Origin of the sequence: Sphingomonas paeninsulae (assembly GCF_003660165.1) — a bacterium.
Lineage (GTDB): Bacteria > Pseudomonadota > Alphaproteobacteria > Sphingomonadales > Sphingomonadaceae > Sphingomonas_O > Sphingomonas_O paeninsulae.
Window position 1 is genome coordinate 206,190 of sequence record NZ_CP032828.1, and the last position, 23,304, is coordinate 229,493.

16 protein-coding genes and 2 pseudogenes are annotated in these 23,304 nt (G+C 56.8%); 9 read left to right on the forward strand and 9 right to left on the reverse strand.

What is annotated here, in order from left to right; translation table 11 throughout:
- The first annotated feature begins 297 nt into the window (after nt 1-297).
- The gene (locus D3Y57_RS02170) at nt 298-1,839 is read left to right on the forward strand and encodes a class I adenylate-forming enzyme family protein (protein ID WP_162986893.1); all 1,542 of its coding nucleotides are present in this window, start codon (nt 298-300) and stop codon (nt 1,837-1,839) included.
- A gap of 74 nt (nt 1,840-1,913) precedes the next feature.
- Here the strand turns inward: D3Y57_RS02170 and D3Y57_RS02175 are convergent, their stop codons facing one another.
- Nucleotides 1,914-3,098 (reverse strand): CaiB/BaiF CoA transferase family protein, encoded by a 1,185-nt coding sequence (locus D3Y57_RS02175; protein WP_121150938.1) that lies wholly within the window; start codon nt 3,096-3,098, stop codon nt 1,914-1,916.
- A gap of 425 nt (nt 3,099-3,523) precedes the next feature.
- On the opposite strand from D3Y57_RS02175, the gene D3Y57_RS02180 reads away from it, so the two are divergent.
- The 3 genes from D3Y57_RS02180 to D3Y57_RS02190 all read left to right on the forward strand — a co-directional run bounded on the left by D3Y57_RS02180 (nt 3,524) and on the right by D3Y57_RS02190 (nt 7,481).
- Nucleotides 3,524-5,611 (forward strand): 3-hydroxyacyl-CoA dehydrogenase NAD-binding domain-containing protein, encoded by a 2,088-nt coding sequence (locus D3Y57_RS02180; RefSeq protein ID WP_121150940.1) that lies wholly within the window; start codon nt 3,524-3,526, stop codon nt 5,609-5,611.
- 173 nt (nt 5,612-5,784) lie between these two features.
- Complete coding sequence (locus tag D3Y57_RS21715) at nt 5,785-6,642, forward strand: HTD2 family dehydratase (protein ID WP_121152069.1); 858 nt, start codon at nt 5,785-5,787, stop codon at nt 6,640-6,642.
- Entirely contained in the window at nt 6,639-7,481 is an 843-nt protein-coding gene (locus tag D3Y57_RS02190; protein WP_121150942.1) for an HpcH/HpaI aldolase/citrate lyase family protein, read from the forward strand. Before D3Y57_RS21715 ends, D3Y57_RS02190 begins: the two co-directional genes overlap by 4 nt.
- A gap of 27 nt (nt 7,482-7,508) precedes the next feature.
- On the opposite strand, the pseudogene D3Y57_RS02195 reads toward D3Y57_RS02190, so the two are convergent.
- Nucleotides 7,509-9,132: pseudogene (locus tag D3Y57_RS02195) on the reverse strand (acyl-CoA dehydrogenase family protein).
- A gap of 455 nt (nt 9,133-9,587) precedes the next feature.
- Here D3Y57_RS02195 and D3Y57_RS02200 point away from each other — a divergent pair.
- The gene (locus D3Y57_RS02200) at nt 9,588-10,403 is read left to right on the forward strand and encodes a FadR/GntR family transcriptional regulator (protein WP_121150944.1); all 816 of its coding nucleotides are present in this window, start codon (nt 9,588-9,590) and stop codon (nt 10,401-10,403) included.
- A gap of 216 nt (nt 10,404-10,619) precedes the next feature.
- Here D3Y57_RS02200 and D3Y57_RS02205 read toward each other — a convergent pair whose 3' ends face one another.
- The 3 genes and pseudogenes from D3Y57_RS02205 to D3Y57_RS02215 all read right to left on the reverse strand — a co-directional run bounded on the left by D3Y57_RS02205 (nt 10,620) and on the right by D3Y57_RS02215 (nt 13,801).
- Entirely contained in the window at nt 10,620-11,501 is an 882-nt protein-coding gene (locus D3Y57_RS02205; protein ID WP_121150946.1) for an enoyl-CoA hydratase-related protein, read from the reverse strand.
- A 42-nt stretch (nt 11,502-11,543) separates the two neighbouring features.
- Nucleotides 11,544-12,413, reverse strand: coding sequence for an amidohydrolase family protein (locus D3Y57_RS02210; protein ID WP_121150948.1), 870 nt, complete (start codon nt 12,411-12,413; stop codon nt 11,544-11,546).
- A 159-nt stretch (nt 12,414-12,572) separates the two neighbouring features.
- Nucleotides 12,573-13,801 (reverse strand): annotated as a pseudogene (locus tag D3Y57_RS02215) (CoA transferase).
- A 397-nt stretch (nt 13,802-14,198) separates the two neighbouring features.
- Between D3Y57_RS02215 and D3Y57_RS02220 the strand changes: the two are divergent.
- From D3Y57_RS02220 to D3Y57_RS02235, 4 genes are read left to right on the forward strand one after another with little or no spacing between them, the layout of a single operon-like run.
- Nucleotides 14,199-15,104 carry an SDR family NAD(P)-dependent oxidoreductase gene (locus D3Y57_RS02220; RefSeq protein ID WP_121152071.1) on the forward strand — a complete coding sequence of 302 codons (906 nt, stop codon included), beginning with the start codon at nt 14,199-14,201 and terminating at the stop codon, nt 15,102-15,104.
- Nucleotides 15,105-15,114: 10 nt separating this feature from the next.
- Complete coding sequence (locus D3Y57_RS02225; RefSeq protein WP_121150950.1) at nt 15,115-15,975, forward strand: MaoC family dehydratase; 861 nt, start codon at nt 15,115-15,117, stop codon at nt 15,973-15,975.
- Nucleotides 15,976-15,988: 13 nt separating this feature from the next.
- Entirely contained in the window at nt 15,989-17,434 is a 1,446-nt protein-coding gene (locus D3Y57_RS02230) for a hydroxymethylglutaryl-CoA synthase family protein (protein ID WP_121152073.1), read from the forward strand.
- 13 nt (nt 17,435-17,447) lie between these two features.
- Complete coding sequence (locus D3Y57_RS02235; protein WP_121150952.1) at nt 17,448-18,653, forward strand: acetyl-CoA acetyltransferase; 1,206 nt, start codon at nt 17,448-17,450, stop codon at nt 18,651-18,653.
- Between the two features lie 175 nt (nt 18,654-18,828).
- Here D3Y57_RS02235 and D3Y57_RS02240 read toward each other — a convergent pair whose 3' ends face one another.
- From D3Y57_RS02240 to D3Y57_RS02255, 4 genes are all read right to left on the reverse strand, one after another.
- Complete coding sequence (locus tag D3Y57_RS02240; protein WP_205590041.1) at nt 18,829-19,560, reverse strand: hypothetical protein; 732 nt, start codon at nt 19,558-19,560, stop codon at nt 18,829-18,831.
- Nucleotides 19,561-19,732: 172 nt separating this feature from the next.
- Nucleotides 19,733-20,497, reverse strand: a complete 765-nt coding sequence (locus tag D3Y57_RS02245) for an SDR family NAD(P)-dependent oxidoreductase (protein ID WP_121150954.1) — start codon at nt 20,495-20,497, stop codon at nt 19,733-19,735.
- Nucleotides 20,498-20,593: 96 nt separating this feature from the next.
- Complete coding sequence (locus D3Y57_RS02250) at nt 20,594-22,369, reverse strand: N-acyl-D-amino-acid deacylase family protein (protein WP_121150956.1); 1,776 nt, start codon at nt 22,367-22,369, stop codon at nt 20,594-20,596.
- Nucleotides 22,370-22,449: 80 nt separating this feature from the next.
- Nucleotides 22,450-23,295: a phytanoyl-CoA dioxygenase family protein gene (locus D3Y57_RS02255; RefSeq protein WP_121150958.1), complete on the reverse strand. Its 846-nt coding sequence runs from the start codon at nt 23,293-23,295 to the stop codon at nt 22,450-22,452.
- Nucleotides 23,296-23,304 lie beyond the last annotated feature (9 nt).

Here is a 23,304-nt window from a genome sequence, read left to right on the forward strand (position 1 = left end):
CTTAATGCCGAAAATATGCGACCGCCCAGCTCGCAGCGATCATGAACGGGTTCTGAATATCATTTCGGCGCACTCCACGCGGAGGACGACCTAAGTGTATCATGCCGATAGCGCCCCGGCATATTGTCATCCGTTACCTTCCACATTGAACACATGCCCACCCGCGCCCAACAGTTGAACCTGTTTAGATATGTTACTAGGCTTGCGGCCGAGCATCAAACGAAAAGCGTCGGCAATTTCGAGGTTGGCGATCTGGAACCGCGAAATCGTCGGTCTGCATCAAGGATGGTAGATTGTATGGACGTTATCTCAGCCTTTCTTCGAACTGTCCGGCAGCAACCTGACAGTATTGCCATTATCGACGGCGATGAGCGAGTGAGCTGGCGCGAGTTGGCTGAGCGCATCGGGATAATTGCTGCAGCGCTCCGTCGGTTCGGGGTCCGTCGGGAAAGTACAGTCGCTATTTTATCCCTTAGCTCCACAAAGGTGTTTGAACTTTTCTATGCAGTGCCGTGGGCGGGAGGGAGGGTCTGCCCGCTCAACTACCGTCTTACTGCGACGGAAATTATTGAGATCGTTGAAGACGCCAATGTCGAGATACTTTTTGTGGACGAGGCGTTCGTCGATAGCGTTCCCACGCTGAAGGCGAGTGCGCGACACATCATATTTGTAGGCGCGGGCCAAGCGCCGGAAGGGATGATCGACTATGAAAGTTTGCTTGGAGAAGCTCAAGCTCTCCGCCACTCAGATTGCAGCGAAGAGGATGTAGCATGCCTTTACTACACTGGCGGCACAACCGGCAAAGCCAAGGGTGTCATGCTCACGCACCGCAACATCTTTGCGAACGCCCTTAACTTTGCCCTTGCCACCAATCTTACCGAGCAGGACCGGGTACTCCATTGCGGACCAATGTTTCACGTAGCTTCCGGGTCTCGCGTGTACAACGCCGGCATATTCGGCGCATCAAATGTCATCATCCCGCGCTTCGAGGCGCATGAGGTTTTGAAAAACATTGAGCTCCATCAGGTGTCGGTCGTATCGCTCGTTCCAACCATGCTGAACACCATCGTTCATCTTCATGACTTCGGATCGTATGATGTGTCATCGCTTCGGATGATCCTTTATGGAGCTTCGCAGATATCACCCGCGCTACTTGATACAGCGATGTCAAAGTTTGACGGCGTGGCTTTTTGTCAGGCCTATGGTCAAACTGAGGTGGCGCCGTTCGCGACCGTGCTCGCACCGCGCTACCATTGTCTCGATGGCCCGCTCTCCGGAAAGTTGCGATCAGTCGGACGCCCGATTGGAAGCGTCGAGGTTCGGGTTGTCGATACCGATGACAGCGACTTACCTACGGGCACCGTCGGCGAGATCATAATCCGTGGCCCGAACGTGATGAAGGGCTATCTTAATAAGCCCGAACTTACCGCAATCGCCTTGCGTGGCGGCTGGATGCACTCCGGTGACCTTGGCTTTTTCGACGAGGACGGCTTCCTGTACGTCGTCGATCGCGCCAAAGATATGATCATCAGTGGCGGTGAGAATATTTACTCAGTTGAGGTCGAGAACGCTATCTGCGCGCATCCGGCAGTCTCCGAGTGCGCAGTGTTCGGAATACCCGACATTCAGTGGGGTGAAACCGTGCATGCAGTCATTGTGCTCAAAAAGGATTATCGTCTTGAAAGCTCTGACATTATCCAGCATTGCAGACGTCTGATCGGAGGCTTCAAGCTGCCGCGGTCAATCGAGTTCCGCAACGAACCGATGCCGCTCAGCGGTGCGAATAAAATACTCAAAAATACCCTGCGCGACGCATATCTGACATCGCGAACGGGCTGACGCCCCACAGGTAACGACCCCTCCCCTTTCGGCACTCATGCTTTAGCGATTAAACGGGTCAGACGACAACGTCGTCAGATCACGTTCTTTTCGCGTAGCGACCTCATCATTTCGTTGTCATAGCCAAGCTGTTGAAGGATTTGATCAGTGTGCTCGCCCACCAGCGGCGCTCGCGTCCGGATGGTTCCCGGCGTACGCGAAAGCAGAAACGGCGTGTCCATGATCGGTGCTGGGGTTGGCAGGCCCGGGTAGTCCATGGATTTGAAAAAGCCCATTGCCTGGATATGCGGATCTTCCAGAGCTTGCTGAGGGGAAAGCATCGGAGAGGCCGGAATGCTCAATGCACCGAGTGCTGCCACGGCCTCCGCATTGGTTCGCGAGAGGCACCACTCCGCCATTCGCCCATTCAGAACATCGCCATTCTTTGCCCGCAATTCGTCGCTCGCGAAGCGGCAATCGCTCAACCAACGCTCCTCGCCCATCATCCGGCACCACCGTTTGAACTGGGGCTGTCCGATAATCTGAACAAGGACCCATCCATCCTTGGATCGATAAAGGTCAGATGGCGCTCCAACGTAGCTGCGGTTGCCTATCGCTACCCGATCTGATTTACAAACTGCCTGTTCCATCAACATTATGTTTGACATCATGAGTGCCGTTCCGAGCAGCGATCCCTCGACTTTTTGGCCCTCGCCAGTCCTTTCTCGATGGATCACGGCGGCAAGCGTCCCCACCGCCAACGCGAGCGACGTCCCAAAATCCACATAGGCCGCAGCCGACCGCATCGGTGCTTCGGGCGTCCCCGAGCGGTATATTGCCCCGCTCATTACCTGACCGACGCCATCATAACCGACACTATCGCTATACGGTCCGCCATTGCCGTAGGCAGTGCCGTTCGTGAATATGATGCTGGGCTTAATCGCCGCCAGAGTTTCGTAATCAAGTTCTAACATTCTCAACGTCTTATCCGGAAGATTCAGGACGACGATATCGGCCGATTCCACAAGCTTTCGCTTGATCTCTTTTCCCTCAAACGATTGCGGATCAAGCGTCATCGAGAGCTTGTTGCGGTTACATTGGAGGAACATTGCTCCATCGCCGTTTTCCGACAGCGGGTTGACCCCCCTGTCCTCGCCACCTTCCCGGCGTTCGACTCGGATCACCTCGGCGCCCAAGTCGCCGAGCAACGCGGCGCACCACGGCCCGGAGATATATCTCCCAAAGTCGAGCACTCGCATGCCGGCCAATACCTGATTCATATCGTGAAGGTTCCAATTGCAGTTGTTATTCGCATGGGTTTGCCGATCAGTGTTTCATTGAAGCGGAGACTTAAAGTTAGAGGCTGGTAGGATTGGACCGACGGAGAAGGCTACCTTCGAGCTCGCTTGCGACTTGCGCGGTGGTGCTGGAACTGCCTCAATTATCAAATCCATTAATCCTCTTAGGTCAATCCCCTTTTTATGACATAGATTACCTAGCTATAGATATCTATCGACTTTCTGAAGTTGCCGTGTCAAATGCAATTCGTGAGAACGGATAAAGCGCAACGAGCGATGCACGGACATCAATTTTAGCGTGCGGCATATTTTGGAGCGGGTATGCAATATCTGCCGGGAGCGCGGCCCAAGCCCAAGATTGCCGACCTCGTCCTCAAGCGACTGCAATTGGTTTTGAAGGGGTTTTTATGAATAGCGTTGTCGTCACGGACAAATCCGTCGCCACGATCTCCGTCGAGGATGGTATTGGGGTCGTTTCCATTGACTCGCCGCCGGTGAATGCTCTTGGCGCAGTCGTGCGGCAATCGCTCAATGATAGCTTTCGCCAGCTTGCTAATGATGCAGCGGTAAAAGCCATAGTTCTCATATGCGAAGGCCGGACGTTTTTCGCGGGCGCTGACATCTCTGAGTTTGGAAGACCAATCCAGGAACCGCGGCTAGCTACTATTTTTGATCTGATAGAAAACATGTCAAAACCGGTCTTGGCAGCGATACATGGGACCGGCCTGGGCGGCGGTCTCGAGCTGGCGCTCGTGTGCCATCATCGTGTTGCCGAACGCACCGCGAAGGTCGGCTTACCTGAAGTAAAGCTCGGCCTCCTCCCGGGTGCCGGCGGCACCCAGCGACTTCCGCGGATCGTGGGCATAGAAGACGCCCTTGAGCTTATTACAAGCGGGCGCCAGATCGGTGCAGCGGAGGCCCAGAGGCTCGGCCTGATTGACGCCCTCGCCGAGCCAGGCGCGCTTCGCACGACCGCGATACAATTTGCGCGCCAGGTCGTCGCCGACGGGCGGCCGCTCACGCGAATTCGGGATCGTGAGGACGCGATTGCAGCCGCGCGGGGCAAGCCCGAAATTTTTTCAGACTTCCGGACGAAGAATTCGCGGCTCTTTCGCGGCTTCCGTGCGCCGGAGGCCATCGTCAAAGCGGTGGAGGCGGCGGTAAACTTGCCGTTCGAAGCGGGCATCGCCCGGGAGCGCGAGTTACTTGGCGAACTGGTGGCGTCTGTCGAATCCCAAGCTCAACGCTATATGTTCTTCGCGGAACGCGAGACGACCAAAATTCCCGACGTGCCTTCAGATACACCCGTACGACCTGTGAAGTCGGTCGGCGTGATCGGTGCTGGGACGATGGGCGGGGGCATCGCCATGACCTTCTTGAATGTGGGAATCCCGGTGACGTTGGTGGAAACTAGCCAAGCGGCCTTGGATCGCGGGCTCGGGGTGATCAGGTCAAATTACGAGAACACCGCCAAAAAGGGCCGGATGAGCGTTTCTCAGATAGAAGAACGAATGGAGCTGATCACTCCTGCCCTTGGCCTCGATGCGCTCAGCGACGTCGATCTCGTGATCGAAGCGGTCTTCGAGAGTATGTCGGTCAAAAAAGAGATATTCAGCAAGCTAGATCAGATCGCCCGACCCGGGGCCATACTGGCATCAAACACTTCATTTCTTGATTTGGACGAAATCGCAGAAGCGACAACGCGTCCGGAAGATGTGATCGGCCTTCATTATTTCTCGCCCGCAAATGTCATGCGACTCCTTGAGGTCGTGCGCGGCGAAAAAACAGCGCTAGACGTAATTGCAACGGCGATGAAGTTGGCCAAACAGACAGGAAAGCAGCCGATTTTGGCGCGGGTATGCAATGGCTTCGTCGCCAATAGACTGATGTCTCCCCGCTCGCGGCAGGCGGAAGCGCTGGTCTTGGAAGGTCCAACCCCGAGCGATATAGATCGCGTAATGGTCGAGTACGGCTTCGCCATGGGCCCCTTCCAAATGGCCGATCTGGTCGGGCTCGACGTCCTTGGACGGAACGATAGCATTCGTACGCTTCGTGGTGACCTCGTTGCCAAGGATCGGCTGGGACAAAAGAAAAATGGAGGATATTACGACTATGACGAGCGACGAAAGCCACAGCCGTCTCCGGTTGCGGCACGGTTAATCGCAGAATTTGCAGCCGCACAGGGAGTCCAAAATCGCGGCGTACAAACCGACGAAGATATTCGTGCTCGCCTGCTTTTTCCGATTGTCAACGAAGGAGCACGCATTCTGGAAGAGAAAATCGCTCTCCGGGCATCAGACATCGATGTTGCTGCGGTGCTTGGTTACAACTGGCCCGCGTACACCGGTGGTCCGATGTTCTGGGCCGACACTATCGGTCTCCCGTTGATTGTAGCGAACCTGCGAGCGTTTCAAGATCAATATGGAGATACTTTCAAGCCAGCCGCACTGTTGGAACAGCTGGCAAAAGATGGCAAAAGCTTCACCAGAAAGTAGCTTAATGTCGGGCACGATCGTCGCTGGACGCGCCCGGCTGCAGCTGTTTCTGGCGATGGCGACCGATCGAAAGTGATCGGCTCACTACCTTGTAATTGAGCCGGTGGGGGCGTCGCCTTTTCATTTTCCGAGATTTCACCACCGCGCTCACCGACACGCACGATAGGACCGGCATGATTAATGCGGACGCCATTTCAAATTTCATAGGCCGGCAGCGCACGGAGCATGACATTGCGTCCGCCAGAAGCGTCGGTGGGCTGGCAGCTTTGCTGGATCATGAGAATCCACCTTGGGCGCCGCGAGAACTCCCACCTCTTGGTCACTGGTTGTGTTTTCCACCATCAGTGGCACAATCGAAACTTGGCGGCGACGGTCACCCCCTCCGTACGCCAGATGGTTTGTTGCCCTCCGTCGATCTCCCGCGGCGCATGTGGGCAGGAAGCCGCATCCGATTTGCAAAACCGATCTTGCTGGGTACTCCGATCGATCGGCGTACTACAGTGATTGCTGCTAAGCCGAAGTCGGGAAGAACGGGCTCTATGCTGTTCGTAACGCTAAAGCACGAAATCATACGCGCTGACGGCAGCGTAGCCATCGTCGAGGAACAGGATATCGTCTATCGCGAAGCGAGCCGGCCAACGGCCTTTGCGCCGCCGCTTGAACCCGCCCAACTCGCAAGCGCTGGGCCGACGCGGACGGTCGTACCCGACCCGACCATGCTTTTTCGATATTCTGCGCTGACGTTCAATGCGCATCGGATTCACTACGACAGCGAGTATGCCCGTAACGTCGAGGGGTATGAGGCGCTGGTTGTGCATGGGCCTTATGTCGCGACACTGTTAATGGATCACGTCTTACGCCAACACACTGGTATTACTGTGACTTCCTTCAGTTTCCGCGCCAAGGCGGCCGTGTTCGCGGGACAGTCGCTTTTGCTACAACTGGTAAAGACGGCGGACGGAGCGGAGTTAACGGCGGTCGTTCCTTCTGGGATTGCCATGACGGCTACCGCGGAATTCGTGTGTCCATGATGCGCTGGCGTTCCCTCCTGTTCGTTGCCGCGAATGACGATCGGCGGCTTGCTAAGGCTGCCCAGCGTGGGGCCGACGCTATCATACTCGACCTCGAAGATGCTGTGCCGAAGGACGACAAGGCTTCGGCACGGGAACTCCTCCCCGCTGCAATTGAGCGCCTCGTCGATGCAAGAGCTCAAATCGTCGTTCGGATAAACGTGGATTGGCTCGATGCTTTCGCCGATTTGAACGCGGCCGTCCGACCCGGCGTTGCCGCGATCATGGTGCCAAAAGCCGAAAATAGGGGTCGTCTGGCAATCATCAGCCAGATCGTCGCGGAGATCGCGTCCGCGAAAGGCCTTACTCAGGTGCCAGGGCTAATCGCCCTGATCGAAAGTCCGAAAGGTTGCGATGCAATCTCCTCCATAGCGGCACTTGATACGATCGTCGGGCTCGCATTTGGTAGCGAAGATTTTTCTCTGGCTTTGGGCGTTCCGCCCTCGCCAGAATCGCTTGATTTGCCCTGCCGGTTGCTTGCACTTGCCGCGGCGAGGCGCGGCGTCATGGCCTTGGGCGTGCCGGTTTCGATCGGGACGATCAAGGACCGCGATGCATGGCGGCTCGGCGTTGAACGCGCACGCCTCATTGGATTGAACGGCGCTTTGTGCATTCATCCAGATCAGGTTGGGCCCGCAAACGAGGGATTTCGTCCATCCTCTGTAGAACTCGAACGCGCTGAACGCGTCGTTAAAGCGTGGGTGGCCGCTGGAAGTAGCGGCGTGATAACACTGGACGGCCACATGATAGATCGCCCGGTGGTGGTTGCCGCGGAGCGGTTGCTGGCCCAGCTGCGCTGAGCGAAACATTGGCTTCTCAAAGGTAACCTAATTCCTCGATTGTAGTTTGCCCCGTGCGATTATTTGCGCCTGAATTTCAGCAGCACCCTCGAAGATATTGAGAATTCGAGCATCGCACAGCACCCGGCTAATCTCATATTCGAGGGCGTATCCGTTCCCACCGTGTATCTGCAGGCTCGAATCGGCATTCGACCAAGCTACGCGCGCAGCCAGCAGTTTGGCCATTCCTGCATCGATGTCGCAGCGCCGGCCCTTGTCCTTCTCTCGTGCAGCCGCATAGGTAAGCTCCCGGGCAAAAACATTCTCAACCAGCATCATCACCAGCTTATCGGAAACACGCGGGAATTCGATCAGAGACCGGCCAAACTGATTTCGTTCGATCGCATAGGCAAGTCCAAGCTCATACGCCCGCTGCGCTACCCCACCGCTCGAGCGGCTGTCTGAATTCGAGCGCCTTCGAAAGTCTGCATTAGCTGTCTGAAGCCTTGACCCTCAACGTTGCCGAGCAAAGTAGAATCCGAAGTGGGAAAATCGCTGAATGCGAGCTCATACTCTCGCATACCGCGATAGCCGAGCACTTCGATTTCGCCGCCTTCCATCCCTTCTGCAGGAAACGGAGTGTGCTCGGTACCTCGCGGCTTGGGCAATAGAAACATGCTCAGGCCGCCATGACCTGCAACCGCAGGGTCGGTGCGTGCGAGTAACGTCATTAAGTCGCTGCGGGCGGCGTGCGTTATCCAGGTTTTGCTGCCATCAATCACCCAACCTCCCCATCACAGCGGGTCGCTCGAGTGCGTAATCCACCAAGATCAGAGCCGTTGCCGGGTTCCGTAAAGACTGCGGTAGGAAGGACCTTACCAGAGGCGATTTTTGGAAGCCAATCCGATTTTTGGGTGGCTGTACCGGCTAGGCTGATGAGTTCACCCGCGATCTCAGAGCGGGTTCCCAGCGATCCAGCGCCAATCCAGCCTCGGCTGAGCTCTTCTGTAACAATGCACATCACCAACTTGCCGAGTCCGAGACCGCCGAACTCCGTGTCAATGCAGACACCGAATGTCCCGAGCGCCGCCATGTCCGCCACCACATCATCAGGAATAAGAGCGTTGGCAAGGTGCCAACCATGCGCGTGAGGCAAGATCCGCTCATCCGTAAAACGACGATACTCAGCCCGAATGGCATCGAGCGTTTCATCACCCAGTGTTTCGGTGACCGTTCCGCCAGCGCGGATCATCGCAATCAAGGTCTTCCGGGTTTCAACGGTGTTGCCCTGAAGGAAAAACCAGTCAACTGCTTGAACTGTCCTAAGTTGGTCGGCGGCATTTCGTATCCCGAGATCCTCAGGTCGTACCATCTCGCTCTGGCTCATCGCCACGCCGCCGACTAGCTGCGCTAAATATTCGCCAATACCGATACGGACGACAAGCGCATCAAACTCGGAAAATAGATCGCCCTCATACAGCCTGTTTGCCCAGTGTGCCATCGTGGACAGCGCTTCGACAGTAGACTGAATCCAAGCATAGCCATGTACCATTCGCTGTTGGCTATCCATCAGCTCACCGACAGGCGCGCCGTCGGGACATACCGCCCGTCGAACGCTCTCGAGCGCCGCATCGGCAAAAACTTCTGCTGCCTCAGCAGCAGAACAGGCCATATCAACGACGTCCGATTTGGTTAGTCCATCTTCGGCGACGAAAAGAGCTGAACGCACTTGGGTATCCCCCATCCATAAGTCACTCCCGTTGCAGCAAGCGTGTAGCCCATTGGCGCGCTTACAGACAAACGAGATCTAAGCTGTGTTCTATATGGCATAACGCCTTACATATGCAACTTCGTAGGATATCTTTGCTTTTCTGTTAATACCTGTCGGGGATGCTACCCAAAGATGGCGTTTCGCCCTAGCGCGAAATCGCAGCTTAGAGATGGGAATTTCCTGTTCGCAACGAGCAAGTGTGCGATCGAAATGATAAAAGCTACCTGAACGGGCAAGAGATGAGCGACAACTGCGAAGTCTCCCCGGTCTGGCATCTCGGCGAGGATCGTTCTACACCTGTCTAATCTGTTTGTTCAACGTGATTAAAGAATGCGATAACGGGAAGATGTTGCTGTATGTCGATGGTAAAAGACGCCGCGCGCAGAGTAAATATTTTGGATGAAGAATGGTCGGTCTCTTCCTCTACGGTTCGGTTGCCCAAGACCGCGGAGCTTGTCGCGGGACGCATCCGAAAGCGAATCATCCGGGGTGAGCTAAACGAGGGCGATTTTTTGCCCCCCGAAAATCAGCTAATGGCGTCATTTGCGGTTTCCCGACCGACGCTACGGGAAGCTTTGCGGATACTTGAATCCGAAAATTTCATTAGCGTGATGCGCGGCTCGCGAAGTGGTGCCAGAGTTCATCGGCCGCCGGTAGAGAACGCCGCCAGATACGCTGGATTTTTGCTGCAGATCGAAGGCACGACGGTTGCCGATGTGTATGAGGCTCGTCTTGCGATCGAGCCCTATGTGGTCAGCAAACTGGCTCGCTCTCAACCGGACGGCGCGACAGACCGTCTACGCGCAGAGGTTGGGCGGCTGCGCAAGATGGTCGATGACCGTCGATATTTGGAGTTCATGGTGGCGATTGCTGAATTCCACCGCCTTCTGGTGGAAGTTAGCGGACTGAAGACATTATTACTTCTTACAAGTATCCTTCAAGAAACCGTTGCGCGCTATCAGGTAAAGTTTTTCGAAATACACGAACTACCAGAGGAGCTCCAGCGCCAACGTGCTTCTTCGGGACTTCGATCTTTTGATAAAGTCATAACGCTGATTGACGCAGGAGAGGCTCGCGCAGCGGAAGCGCATTGGCATCTGCATCTGGTGAATGCAAATCTGGCCTGGGTTCCCGCTGGACTTAAAGCGAAAGTTGTCGATGTTCTTGACTGACTTAGCAACTTCTTTGATGAAGCCCTTTTCGTAACTCGAGCCAAGTTGCCAGTGTTCGAGATCGCAGCCTCGCTGGTGCATGTATGGGTCACGTAGCGAGCGCTCGGATGAAGCGTTAGCCGTGTGTTTGGTAGCGTCTGATCAGGGTGGTCGGACGATCGCGCAGAACACACGACGGCCCGACCCACGCATGCCATCTACAACCCGGCCGCACGATCAATGAAACTCTGGTTCGACCCAAGAGGGAAAAATATCTGGCAACCCATCGGATACCTTCCCAGGAAAATGGGGTTTTCGCTTTTCGAGGAATGAGGCAATCCCCTCCTTTGTATCGGCGGTCGGGCCGCGGAAATGAACAGCTCGGCTATCAGCCATGTGAGCCGCCATCGGATGGGCTGCGCCGGCTAGCCGCCAAAGTAGCTGACGAGTCAATGCCACCGAAATCGGAGACGTGTTGTCGACGATTTCCCGTGCGATTTCGCGAGCTGCTGGCATAAGATCATCTGGCTCGTGAAGCGAGCGGACGAGGCCACGGTCGCGAGCTTCGACCGCGGAGATCTGCCGACCAGTAAAACACCATTCCAAAGCTGTCGGCAGGCCCACAATGTGCGGTAGAAACCAGGTCGAGCCCGCTTCCGGCACTATACCCCGCCGCGTGAAGGGAAATGCGTATTTGGCCGTCGTGCTCGCGAGACGGATGTCCATCGCCGTCTGTAACGTTGCCCCAATGCCAGCAGCTGCACCATTCACTGCCGCAATGATCGGCTTCAGACTGTTGAATAACCGCAATGACATCCAGCCGCCCCAATCACGGTATATGCCATTAACCATCAGCCGTTCGCGGTCTCTGCCTTGGCTCGCATAATCAAACGTCGCGGCGCCCTGCGACAGATCGGCACCAGCACAGAATGCCCGATTCCCGGCACCAGTAATGATCACGACGCGAACATCATCGTCTGCATCTGTCGCATCGATTGCGGCGACGAATTCAAGCATAGTATCGATCGAAAACGTATTCATCTTGTCAGGACGGTTGAGCGTAATCGTTGCGATCCCATCGGACGTCTCGTAAACGATATTATTGAACGTTGATGTCATTAATCACTCCAGACATGGTTTATTCAGTACCAAATCAAAAATTTAAATTCGATAGACACGTTCGGCTGTACCGCCGAAAACGTCGGCCTGCTCAGCGTCACTGAGCCCTGCTACCGCCTTCTCGAATGTGGCAAGAAGGCCTTCGAACTCGCCATAAAGCTGTTCAACAGGAAAGTTGCTTGCGAACATGCAGCGTTGTGGCCCAAACAAATCCAAGCAATACTCCCAGTATCGGCTGAAAGCTTCCGAATCCGTGCGATGAAAGGTCATGCCCAAGCCGGAAAGCTTGCATATCGTTCCGGGCACCGCTGCGAATTCAGCGATCTCGTTTTTCCACTCGGCAAAATGATCACGGTCTGTCTGCAGCGGCCAGCCTGTATGCTCGATGATAAACGTAAGATCAGGGTGACGCGCCGCAGCGACCGCAGCCCGCGCAATTCCGCCCCCTGGGTGCGCCACTGCGTCATACACAAGCTTTCGCTCACTCAACAATGACAGGAGATTTTGACCTTCAGGACTTGAATAATCGATTTCCTGTAACAGTCGGATGCCCCGATATAGAGGTGTAGTCATCTGGTCATCAAGGATCGCCTCGATCTTGGATATTGGCTGTGTGGAATCGAGCGTACCAATGATGGCCTTTAAACCCCCATGCGATTGCGCAATTTCAGCCAGCCAATGAGTCTCCTGATAGGCGCTTTGCGGTGTTGCCGTTGCAGAAACGTGTATAAATTTCTCGACGCTGACCCCGGAAAGCGCGCTATAATAGTCCTCAATGGAAAATACTTGCGGCCAACGGGAAACATCACCCAGACCGAAATTATTGTCCGGGGTTGGGAAGTGGTACCAGCCCTTAGTTACGTCCCAGAGATGCATATGAGGGTCGACAAATTTTCTTTTTTCCAATTGCATTGCCTAACCCTCAAAACCGCCGATATGAGCGCGCCGCCACTTATATAACCTACACAGCGATCTGGCGCTAGTCTTGTCTACGGACATTTTCAACGTGCTGGAAAAGACATCGGGAATCGCGGCGGGCCCTTCCCCGAACAACCAGCGGGATTATACTGCTCAATAGGGTGCCACGGCGGACTCAACGATTCTTCTGTCGTGGAGACTCGCAATTTCGCCTGCGCCTAGTCCGAGCAATTCCGCCAGAACTTCTTCGGTATGCTCGCCTAAAAAAGGCGCTCGAACGGGATTGCCACGGTTAGACTGGCAAAACGTGCCAGGTGCGCCTGGTACGGGATAGGTGAACCCGCTTGGTTGCCGGATCTCAGCAAACAACGGGTTGTCACGAACCAATGCTGGATCTGCAATAGCCTCGCCAACGGTTTGATAAGGCCCCCAGCACACACCATGCGCGCTAAACGCGGGGGCGAGATCATCGGTGGTCCGTGCTCCAATCGCCATCTCGACAAGAGGGATTAGCACGTCGCGATGCCTGAACCGCAACCCTTCATCGCTCGCAAAGCTGAGCCCCAGGCGGGTTTCAATCTGAGCTACAGCTTCCTCAATCGCCAGCACGCTAATGAGCCCGCTCCAATGCCGCGGCGTCAATGCCATCACCATTATCCGCTTCCCTTCAAGCGTGATGAAATCACGACCAAAGGCACCGAAAACGTCGTTGCCCAGCCGAGGACGCTCGGTGCCGAACTCAAGAAATTCTGCAAACTGCCCAAGGTTTGCCACAGAAGACGCGGCAATATCGGCAAGCGGCACGCGCACCTCCTGCCCTTCCCGGTTCTCTGACGATGCCTCTCGGCCGCTAAAACCGTGAATGCAGCATATGCACCGGTCAGTAAGTCCCAGGCGGGGAGGACATGATTGACCGGTTCATTCCCCAACGAAGGCGGGCCTGTCAGATACGGGATGCCAACAGCAGAATTGACGGTATAATCGAGCGCAGCCGAGCCGTTTGCCGTGCCTGTTACCCTGATCGTTATAAGATCCGGGCAAAGGCGCGCTAATTTATCATGCGAAAGAAAGCCCTCGGTCGGATAGTTTGTGAGGAAAATCCGGCCGCGCGGGTCGGGCGATGTGGCGATCCTCGCTGCGAGTTCCCGCCCCTCGGCCGAACTTAAATCAATTGCGACTGATTTTTTCCCCTTGTTGAGACCTTCCCAGTAGAAGCTGTCGCGTCCAGCGGAAACCGGCCAGCGCCGATAGTCTGGCCCGCCGCCAATCATATCAAACCTGATGACTTCAGCACCGAGCTGAGCGAGATACATCCCTCCGAGTGGAGCGGCGACGAATGACGACCCCTCCACTACGCGTAGGTCAGACAAAATCTTATACATAGCTGCCCTTTTTCAAAAGTTTTGCGCAATAATCTGACGTATAGGCTGCTTTTGGATTGGCACCGTCAACCTCGCGGCATCGACGCGCATTAAACGATGGAGCTCACCCGCGCTCTCGCCACTCAACGCCTCCGTATTTGCGGCGCCATTTCTTGGACCACAGATAGCATCCTGTCTATCCATGTCGAATTTCTCGCATGATTGGCCTTGGCGACAGTGGAAAGCTTAGTAAGACATTCGCGAGAAGTTCGTAACGCACATCCACGTAGCATACTAGGTTGTATGTCTTGAAGTTTGTGGTTACTGGTTCAGCAGATGACGAATCACGAGTAGCCGCAACGGCGGATCTTGAGTGCGTCGATCGCAGTTATTGAAGGAGCAAAGCTCTATGAGCTTTATGTTGCGTGACCGTGTTGTAGTCGTTACCGGCGCAGGCCGCGGTATTGGCAGAGAAATCGCCCTGCTTTGTGCACAGGAAGGCGCTGCGGTCGTCGTCAATGATTTCGGCGGCTCTGCCGAAGGAGAAGGCGGCGACACTAATCCCGCCCGCGACGTCGTAAATGAAATTGTTGCCGCGGGCGGAAAAGCGGTCGCCAATCTGGCGAGCGTGTCGGACCCGGCCGGCGCGACTTCGATCATAGAGGATGCAGTCAAGCATTTTGGTCGGATCGATGCGGTCGTGAACAATGCCGGAATCTTGCGTGATCGAATCTTTCACAAGATGAGCGAGGTCGATTGGCGCGCTGTGCTCGAGACGAACCTTTACGGCCCGTTCCTCGTCTCAAAGGCTGCGGCGCCGTATTTCAAGGAGCAGAAAAGTGGATCATTCGTTCATTTCTCGTCCGCGTCCGGGCTGATCGGTAACTTTGGGCAGGCAAATTATAATTCAGCCAAAATGGGAATAGTGGGCCTGTCAAATTCGATTGCACTCGATATGGAGCGTTTTGGTGTACGCTCCAACTGCATCGCGCCGTTTGCATGGAGCCGCCTGACGGCGACAATTCCGGCAGAAACTGACGCCGAAAAATTGCGAGTGGAACGGCTGAAGACGATGACAGCGGCCAAGATAGCGCCTTTGGTCGTTTGCCTGGCTAGCGATTCAGCGCACTGCGTGACGGGCCAGATCTTCGCAGTTCGGAAGAATGAGATTTTCCTGTTCAGCGTACCGCGCCCAATCCGGTCTATGCATCGCTCCGATGGTTGGACGGCGGAAACGGTCGCTAGTGATCTTATACCGGCGTTTCGGTCCAGCTTTCACCCATTGGAGCGGTCTGCTGACGTGTTCTGTTGGGACCCGGTGTAGGGTGGCCTCAATGCCATTTAATTATGAGAAGGTCATCAATCTTCGCCGGGAGCTGGAGCAGTCCTACACCGCCCGCGATACAATGCTTTACGCTCTTGGCATCGGCGCTGGCATAGATGCGCAAACGCCGGCCCAGCTGCGATACGTCTACGAGAATGCACTGCAGGCGTTTCCGAGCATGTCGACGGTGATGGCTGCGCCCGGATTTTGGCAGCAGGAGCCGGAATTTGGCATTGACTGGGCAAAGGTTTTGCATGGCGAACAGTCGGTCGTCATGCACAAGCCGCTGCCGGTTGAAGGCAAAGTGGCGGCGGTTCTCACCGTAGATTCGATCTACGACAAGGGTGAAGGGCGCGGCGCCCTGCTTTACTCGACGCGCGAAGTCTACGATCGGTCAAATGGCGACCTGCTCGCCACGGTGCGCCAAGGCTCGTTTCTACGCGGCAATGGCGGACAGGGCGGATTGAGTTCAGGAGCACCGAAACCGCATGAATTGCCGGTGGATCGGAAGCCGGATATAACTCTCACCCTTCAAACGCGGCCCGAGCAAGCGCTCCTTTATCGCCTCTCGGGCGACTATAATCCGCTTCACGCCGATCCGCTCGTTGCCATTCGCTCTGGGTTCCTCAGGCCGCTTCTTCATGGGCTGGCTACTTATGGGGTGGTGTGCCGCGCCTTGCTCGAAGCGTTGTGTGACAATGACGCGACGCGGATGAAGCGCCTCGACGTGCGTTTTACCAGTCCGGTCTATCCGGGCGACTCCATCACCACTGACATCTGGAAACAGGGCGACGGAAAGGCGAGCTTCCGAGCACGTGTTGCCGAGCGCGATGTCTTGATAATCAACAATGGCTATGCCGAATATAGGTGAATTTGATGTGACTATGACTGGTATTCTTGCTTATGGCGCTTACGTTCCCCGCCTGCGGCTGCAGCGTTCGGTCGTCGCTGCCGCGCACGCCTGGTTCAATCCGGCGCTTAAAGGGCTCGGAAAAGGCGAGCGCGCGATGGCCAATTGGGATGAGGACGTCATCACCATGGCGGTCGAGGCGAGCCGCGACTGTCTGACCGGACTCGATCGCGCCGTGATCGAGTCCGTTTCCCTCGCTTCCACTAGCGCACCAAATGCTGACCGACAAAACGCCGGCATCGTGAAGGAAGCACTCAATCTTGCGGATACGACTGGCTCGTTCGATCTGTCGGGCGGGCAGCGCGCCGGAACGTCCTCTTTGATCCAGGCTCTCGCCGCCGGGCCCAGACAGGTCACGCTTTGTGTGGCGTCGGAACGGCGCAAGTCAAAAGCAGGGTCCGAGGCTGAACTGAACAACGGTGATGCGGCGGCCGCTCTGCTCGTTGGTTCGGGGGATGTGGTAGCGCGGTTTATGGGATCGCACAGCGTCAGCGTCGATTTCGTCGACCATTTCCGTGCCGCGAATAAAGAATTTGATTACACGTGGGAAAGCCGTTGGATCCGCGATGAAGGGTATGCGAAGATCATCAGTGGGGCTGTGAAGCAGGCGCTCGACAAATTCCAACTTAATCCGGCAGAGATCGATCACCTGATCGTACCGATTACTCTTCGCGGCGTGGCGGATGGGATCGCCAAGAAAGTCGGCATAAGGCCTGAAGCGGTTTGCGGCACCTTGGCAGGCACTGTCGGCGAGGCTGGAGCGGCACATGCTTCCCTGATGCTTGTCGCCGCGCTTGAAGTCGCCAAGCCGGGCGAGCGGATTTTGGTGACGGGATTCGGGCAAGGCTGCGATATCATCATCCTGGAGGTCACCGAGGCGATCGCCAAGCTGCCGCCACGGAAAGCTACAAGCGGCTGGCTCGCGCGTCGCCAGCCGGAAACAAATTACCTTAAATATCTGTCTTTCAATGGTCTACTTGATATGGACAAGGGCATGCGCGGTGAGGCCGACTTCAAGCAACCGCTTACGGCACTTTATCGTAATCGCAAGACTGTGTTAGGCTTGGTCGGCGGCCGCTGCACTAAAACGGGCACAGTGCAATTTCCCAAAACAGACATTAGCGTCAATCCTAACGATCCGACCATTGGTACGCAGGAAGATTATCCTCTGGCGGATCGTGCCGCGCGGATCCTGACATATACGGCAGACAATTTGACCTATTCGCCTGATCCGCCAGCTTATTACGGCATGATCGAATTCGAGGAGGGTGGCCGCATGATGGCCGAATTCACGGACGCGGATCCCGAGTCGGTGGAAGTTGGTCGAAACGTTGATTTGGTCTTCCGGATAAAAAGTGTCGACGATTTGCGCGGCTTTACCAAGTATTTCTGGAAAGCCGTTCCGGTGAAACAATTATAAAGGAGTTCGTTACATGGCCAAGGGCATCAAGGATAAAGTAGCGATACTTGGTATGGGGTGCGCGCGGTTTGGCGAGAGGTGGGACGCCGATGCCGACAATTTGATGGTCGAGGCCTATCAGGAGGCATTGACCGACGCAGGCATAGAGACCTCGCAGATCGATGCGGCATGGTTGGCCGTGGCGTTCGATGCGGTGAACGTAGGCCCGTCGGGAATTCCGCTCGCAACGGCGCTGCGGCTCAACGGTGTCGGCGTCACCAAAGTCGAGAACTATTGTGCCAGTGGCACCGACGCCTTTCGTGGAGCGGTCTATGCGGTTGCCTCCGGAGCGGCCGACATCGCGCTGGCGCTTGGTTGCGAAAAGCTCAAGGATACCGGCTACGGCGGATTGCCGGTTCGCAGCCGCGGTACGATGTTCGACATGGTCGGCGTCGTAGGCTCCGCACCGGGCAGCTTCGCGCAATTGGCAGCCGCCTATCGGGCGCAGCATGGCGTGTCAAAGGAGGATCTGAAACACGCAATGGCCCATGTGTCTGTGAAAAGTCACGCGAACGGGGTGAAGAACCCGCGCGCACACCTGCGCAAGGCAATCGACATCGAAACCGTGATCAACGCGCCGATGATCGCCGAACCGCTGGGCCTGTTCGATTGCTGCGGCGTATCGGACGGTGCCGCCTGTGCGATCGTCACCACGCCGGAGATTGCGCGCTCCCTGGGCAAGTCCGACATTGTGTCCGTTAAGGCCGTGCAGATGTCAACGTCCAACGGCTGGGAGCTTCAGGGATCCGGCTGGAACGGGAGCTATTTCCATACAACCAGAATTGCCGCAGCCCATGCGTATCAAGAAGCAGGAATCACCAATCCACGCGAACAGCTAAGTCTTATGGAAGTACATGATTGCTTCTCAATTACGGAACTGGTGACGATGGAAGATCTCGGTGTTTCAAAGGAAGGCGAAGGTTGGCGGGATGTACTGGACGGGTTCTTCGACGCAGACGGCACCATCCCGTGCCAGATCGATGGCGGCCTGAAGTGTTTCGGCCATCCTATCGGCGCGTCGGGATTGCGCATGATCTACGAAAATTACCTGCAATTGCTAGGACGCGCTGGGGATCGACAGAGGAAGGATCCTCCCGTTTTCGCACTTTCCCACAATCTGGGTGGCATGCCGAACCAGAATGTCAGCGCCATTTCGATCGTAGGCATGCTGGGAGCCTAAGGAAAACCGTCGGCAAGGATCAGCGATCTCATGTTCACACAGGGCTGCGAGATAGCGCGCGGCACCCCAACCTTCCTGGTCGGCGCGCGCGGCAAAAGCCTGCCAGTGCTGACCGATGCTGGGGAGGCGCAGGCTGGACAACATGACACTCAGGCGGGAGGCATCGATGATGGTCTCAGAGAAGGGCATTGGCGCTTTCCTGATGCAGCAAGAGGGTGTCGTAAACGGCAAGGTCAGGGGGGCGAACGACAACTGTGGGTACAGCGATCGGTGGCGGTGCGACGGCGATACGTGCCGTCTCGACATCGGGAAGATTACCGGCGGCGAGCACCTGTTCGAGGTGATTGGCAAGAGCGGCTTCGCAAGCACGGGTTGCAGCCAGATGGAGCAGTCCGACATAGACGCGACAGGCGCGTCGCGGCTCGAGCGTGGCATCGAGCACGTCCCAGGCGCGGCGGAAGATATCCCGGGGGAACATGCCGTCGCGTAAGACCGAGCGACGGAAGGCCTGTGGCTTTTTGACCAGCGCGTCGATGATGTGTCGATAATCAACGACATGTGCAGGTCCGTTGGCGCTACGCCGTCGCCGCTGAAGAACAAGGACCTCGGTGCTGCCGAGGAAACAGACCAGGCGGCCATCGTAGATATGAACCTGAGCCGCGATCCGATCAGTCGCGACGGCACGGTATACAGTACGGCGCACCGCGATCGTCGGGGTTCGGGTGACGGTTACCACAGTATGGCTGAAATCGGTCGTGCGGAACTGCGGCAGGACCGCCATGCCCGCCAGCTCGGCCGCGACTTCAGCGTGGCGGCGAGCGTTCCGCCGGGTGACATGTTCGGTGATAAACGCCTGATAGGCAGCGACGTCGGCAAAATCGTTTGCGCCGCAACGCGAGGGCTTCACGCAGCGTGCGCTTCAAATGGCCATGAGCGGCCTCAACAGATCCATTCTCGTGGCTGACGCCCAGGTTGTTACGGGTCGGCTCGATCCGGTAATGATCGCAAAAGCTCTGATAGCCTTTTGCCGCATTGTCATAGGACTCGCGGTTGCGGCCGCACGGGATGCCACATGGCTATCAGGCGCCGGCCATCGTCTCCAGGCTCCCACCATCCGCCACGATGGCCTGACAGGTCACGAGGCTGGCCTGGCTCGATAGCAGCCAAACGGCAAGATTGCCGATTTCGTCCGGATAGCCGAGCCTGCCGATCGGGACAGCATTCGTGATCGCACTGACAAATTCGGGATCCTTCTCGCGAAGATCTTGGAGCATTTGGGTTTCGATCGTGCCCGGACAGATGCAGTTGACGCGTACACCCATCGAGGCACCCTCCAATCCGGCCGTCCGGGTGAGACCGATGAGGGCGTGCTTGGTTGCGACATAGGGCGCCAGCATCGCAAAGCCGCGCAGGCCTGCCTGCGACGAGATGTTGATGATCGAGCCCGATCGAGCCGCTTCCATCATCCGCATTTCATGCCGCAGGCAGAGCATTACGCCGCGCTGATTGACAGCGTGGATGCGGTCATAGTCGCTCATCGACAGTTCAGAGACACGTGCGGGTGCAATCTGGATCGCCGCGTTGTTCACGGCGCCGTCGAGTCTGCCATAGGAATCCGAGATGACCCCGAAAAGCCGGTCGACATCGTCTTCCCGGCTGATGTCCGCCGCGACGAACATGGCCTTTCCGCCACGGATCCTGATCGCGGCGACGGCTTCCAGCCCCAGGCCCTCCCGCCGTGCGGCCACGACGACGATGGCGCCCTGCTCGGCACAAAGCGCCGCGATCGACTGACCGATCCCGGAGTTGCCACCCGTCACCAAGATTATCTTGCCTTCAAGCATAGCCGTTCCTTCGCAGGAAAGCCTTATCGTTTACTGACAAACGGCCCGACGATCCGCGCCTTGGTATGCGGCATCGCGGGATCTGCGACGACGGGCTCAAACCTCAGCTTCCGCCGGCGAGCGAACATTCGCTGAGCTCCGCAGCAAGCGTCCCGGCAATTCCCCGGTGGAAATGCCATTCTCGAAGGTCACCACGCCGCTGACGATCGTGGCGCGATAGCCAGTCGCGGTCTGCACGAGCCTTCTGGCGCCCGTCGGCAGGTCACTGAGCATCATCGGCTCAGAGATGTTGAGCTTGTCGAAATCAATGATGTTGATGTCGGCCTTCATACCGGGCGCCAAGACGCCCCGGTCACGGAGTCCATAGAAGCTGGCGGTACCGCGGGTCTGCCGCTCGACAATTTGTTCGATCGTCAGCCTCGGCCCTGCACGGTCCCGCGCCCAATAGCTGAGTGTGAAGGTTGGAAGCGCCGCATCGCAAATGACGCCGACATGAGCGCCGGCATCCGACCCGCCCAGAATGACCGAGTTGTCGAGAAAAGCGTCGTGAAGAAAATCAAGGTTGTAGGCGTCGGAATAATTGATGATAACGGTGAACACATATCCATTGCCTTCGCTCTCCATCATCATGTCGTAGACAATGCTTTCGGCAGGCCGATCCTGACGCCGTGCCTCGGCGTCGACGCTATCCTCCCAGCTCGGCTCATAGTTGAGCGAACCGTCGGTATCCTTGAGCCGGAACATCATCGCAAAGCTGACACCGAGCCCCTCGAACGGATTCTTGTACGACTTTTCGGACAATATCGCCGCTTGGACCGCGGGCTTCTTCAGCTCGACGAGCTGCTCGGCGAAGGAGAGGCCTGCAATCCGATCATAGGACGGCCGCCCCATGAATATGTGGAAGCTGCTCTGCCAGCCCATGATGATCCCGATGGGCCGCATCGTGATTTGCGCCCACACGTCCGCCTTGCTCCGCCGCGCCTGCTCCGTCAGCGCGAGCGTCTTTTGCCATTGTTCGGGGCTGCCCGGATGCTGTTGGAAGGTGAAGTAGAACTTCACCCCATATTTGCGGGAAAATTCGGACATCCAGTTGATATCCTCGGCAGCGGACAAGCCTTCGGGAAGCAGATCAAAATCGAGATCTCCGTCGAACAGGAGATCCGACACCACGCCGAACGCTCCATGCCCGGCCATGCCGAGCGCCTCGGCGATACCCTCCATCTCTTCGATGGTGACACGCGTGCCCGGCACGATCGAGCCATCGGCCGCGCGATGGGTCGACACGCGCGACGTGGTGAAACCGAACGCGCCCGCATTCATCCCTTCCAGAACCAGCTTCGACATCTCGCCGATTTCTGCCGCGTTCGCCGGTTCGTTGGATCTTTGCGCACCCATCACATAGGTGCGAACCGCCGCATGCGGCACCTGGGCCCCGATATCCATCACATATGGCTTCTTGTCGAGTTCTATCAAATATTCGGGGAAGGTTTCCCAGTTCCAAGTGAGGCCCTCGCTAAGCGCGGATCCGGGTATGTCCTCGACTCCCTCCATGATGTTGATCAGTTCATCGCGCAACGACGGTTTGACCGGCGCGAAGCCGACCCCGCAATTGCCCATGATGGCTGTCGTCACGCCGTGCCAGCACGAGGGCGACAAATAAGGATCCCAGCTCACCTGCCCGTCATAATGCGTGTGGATATCGACCCAGCCCGGCGTGACCAGAAGTCCTGCGGCGTCGATCTCCTTCCGACCCTTCGCGCCCACGACCCCTACCAAGGTGATGACCGCGCCATCAATGGCGACATCGGCGCGGCGCCTCAGCGCGCCAGTGCCGTCGACCACGATTCCGTTGCGAATAACCAGGTCATGCATCTGGACTCTCCTTCAAAGACATATTGGCCAACATGGCCCGACCTCATCATGTGCTGACGGCGACGTCCTTCCGGACGCGCTCAGTCGGCTATCAACGAGGGATGGTTCAGAGGCTCGAGCTCCTTGAGATCGAGGTGGTTGAGCCGGTCGATCGCCCATTTCGATGCCGCACGCAGCATTGATGCGGGCCCGATCGCGATCGACCAGGCGATTCGGGGCTCATCCGAGACATTAGGGAAGGCGCCGTGGAGCGTCAGCCCATCATGGATGGCACATTCGCCCGCCTTCAGCGGAACGCCGACCGGATTGCCGATTATCTCGAAATCGGTAGGCCGCAGCAGATCGGTGAGCTGATAATCCTGGGCCATGGGCAATTTGCCCAATGGACCCAGTCGATGCGACCGCGGGATGTAACGCATGCACCCGGCTTCCTCAGGCACGTCGTACAACGGTGTCCAAACCACCAGCAGTCCGCGGCGGTCGACGGGAAGATAAGTGAGATCCTGGTGCCACATGGTGGGCCGCGTGCCATCCTTGGCCGGCGGCTTGATCAGCACATGATCATATAGGATCCGCACGTCTTCGCCGAGCAGATGCCGTGCCAGCGCAGCATATTTCCTGACGATCGGCATGACTTCAGGATATTCCAGCCGAATATCGAATCCCGTCTCCGGAATCCTGAATTGCATCAGATACCGCTTGTCTTGGCCCTCGACGCGGACACCCGTCTGACGCTGATCCTCGTCCGAACCCGCCCCTTCCAAATCCGCGGCGGATTGCGATGCCAGCCGGGCCTCCGCCGCCACGACCTTCTGGACCGCCGACCGCAGCGTTTCGAGCTCAGACGCCGATATCAATCCTCCCTTGATCAATGCCCATCCCTGTCTCTGAAATTCCGCGGCATCAACCTGTGCAAGGTCATCCATTATCGACTC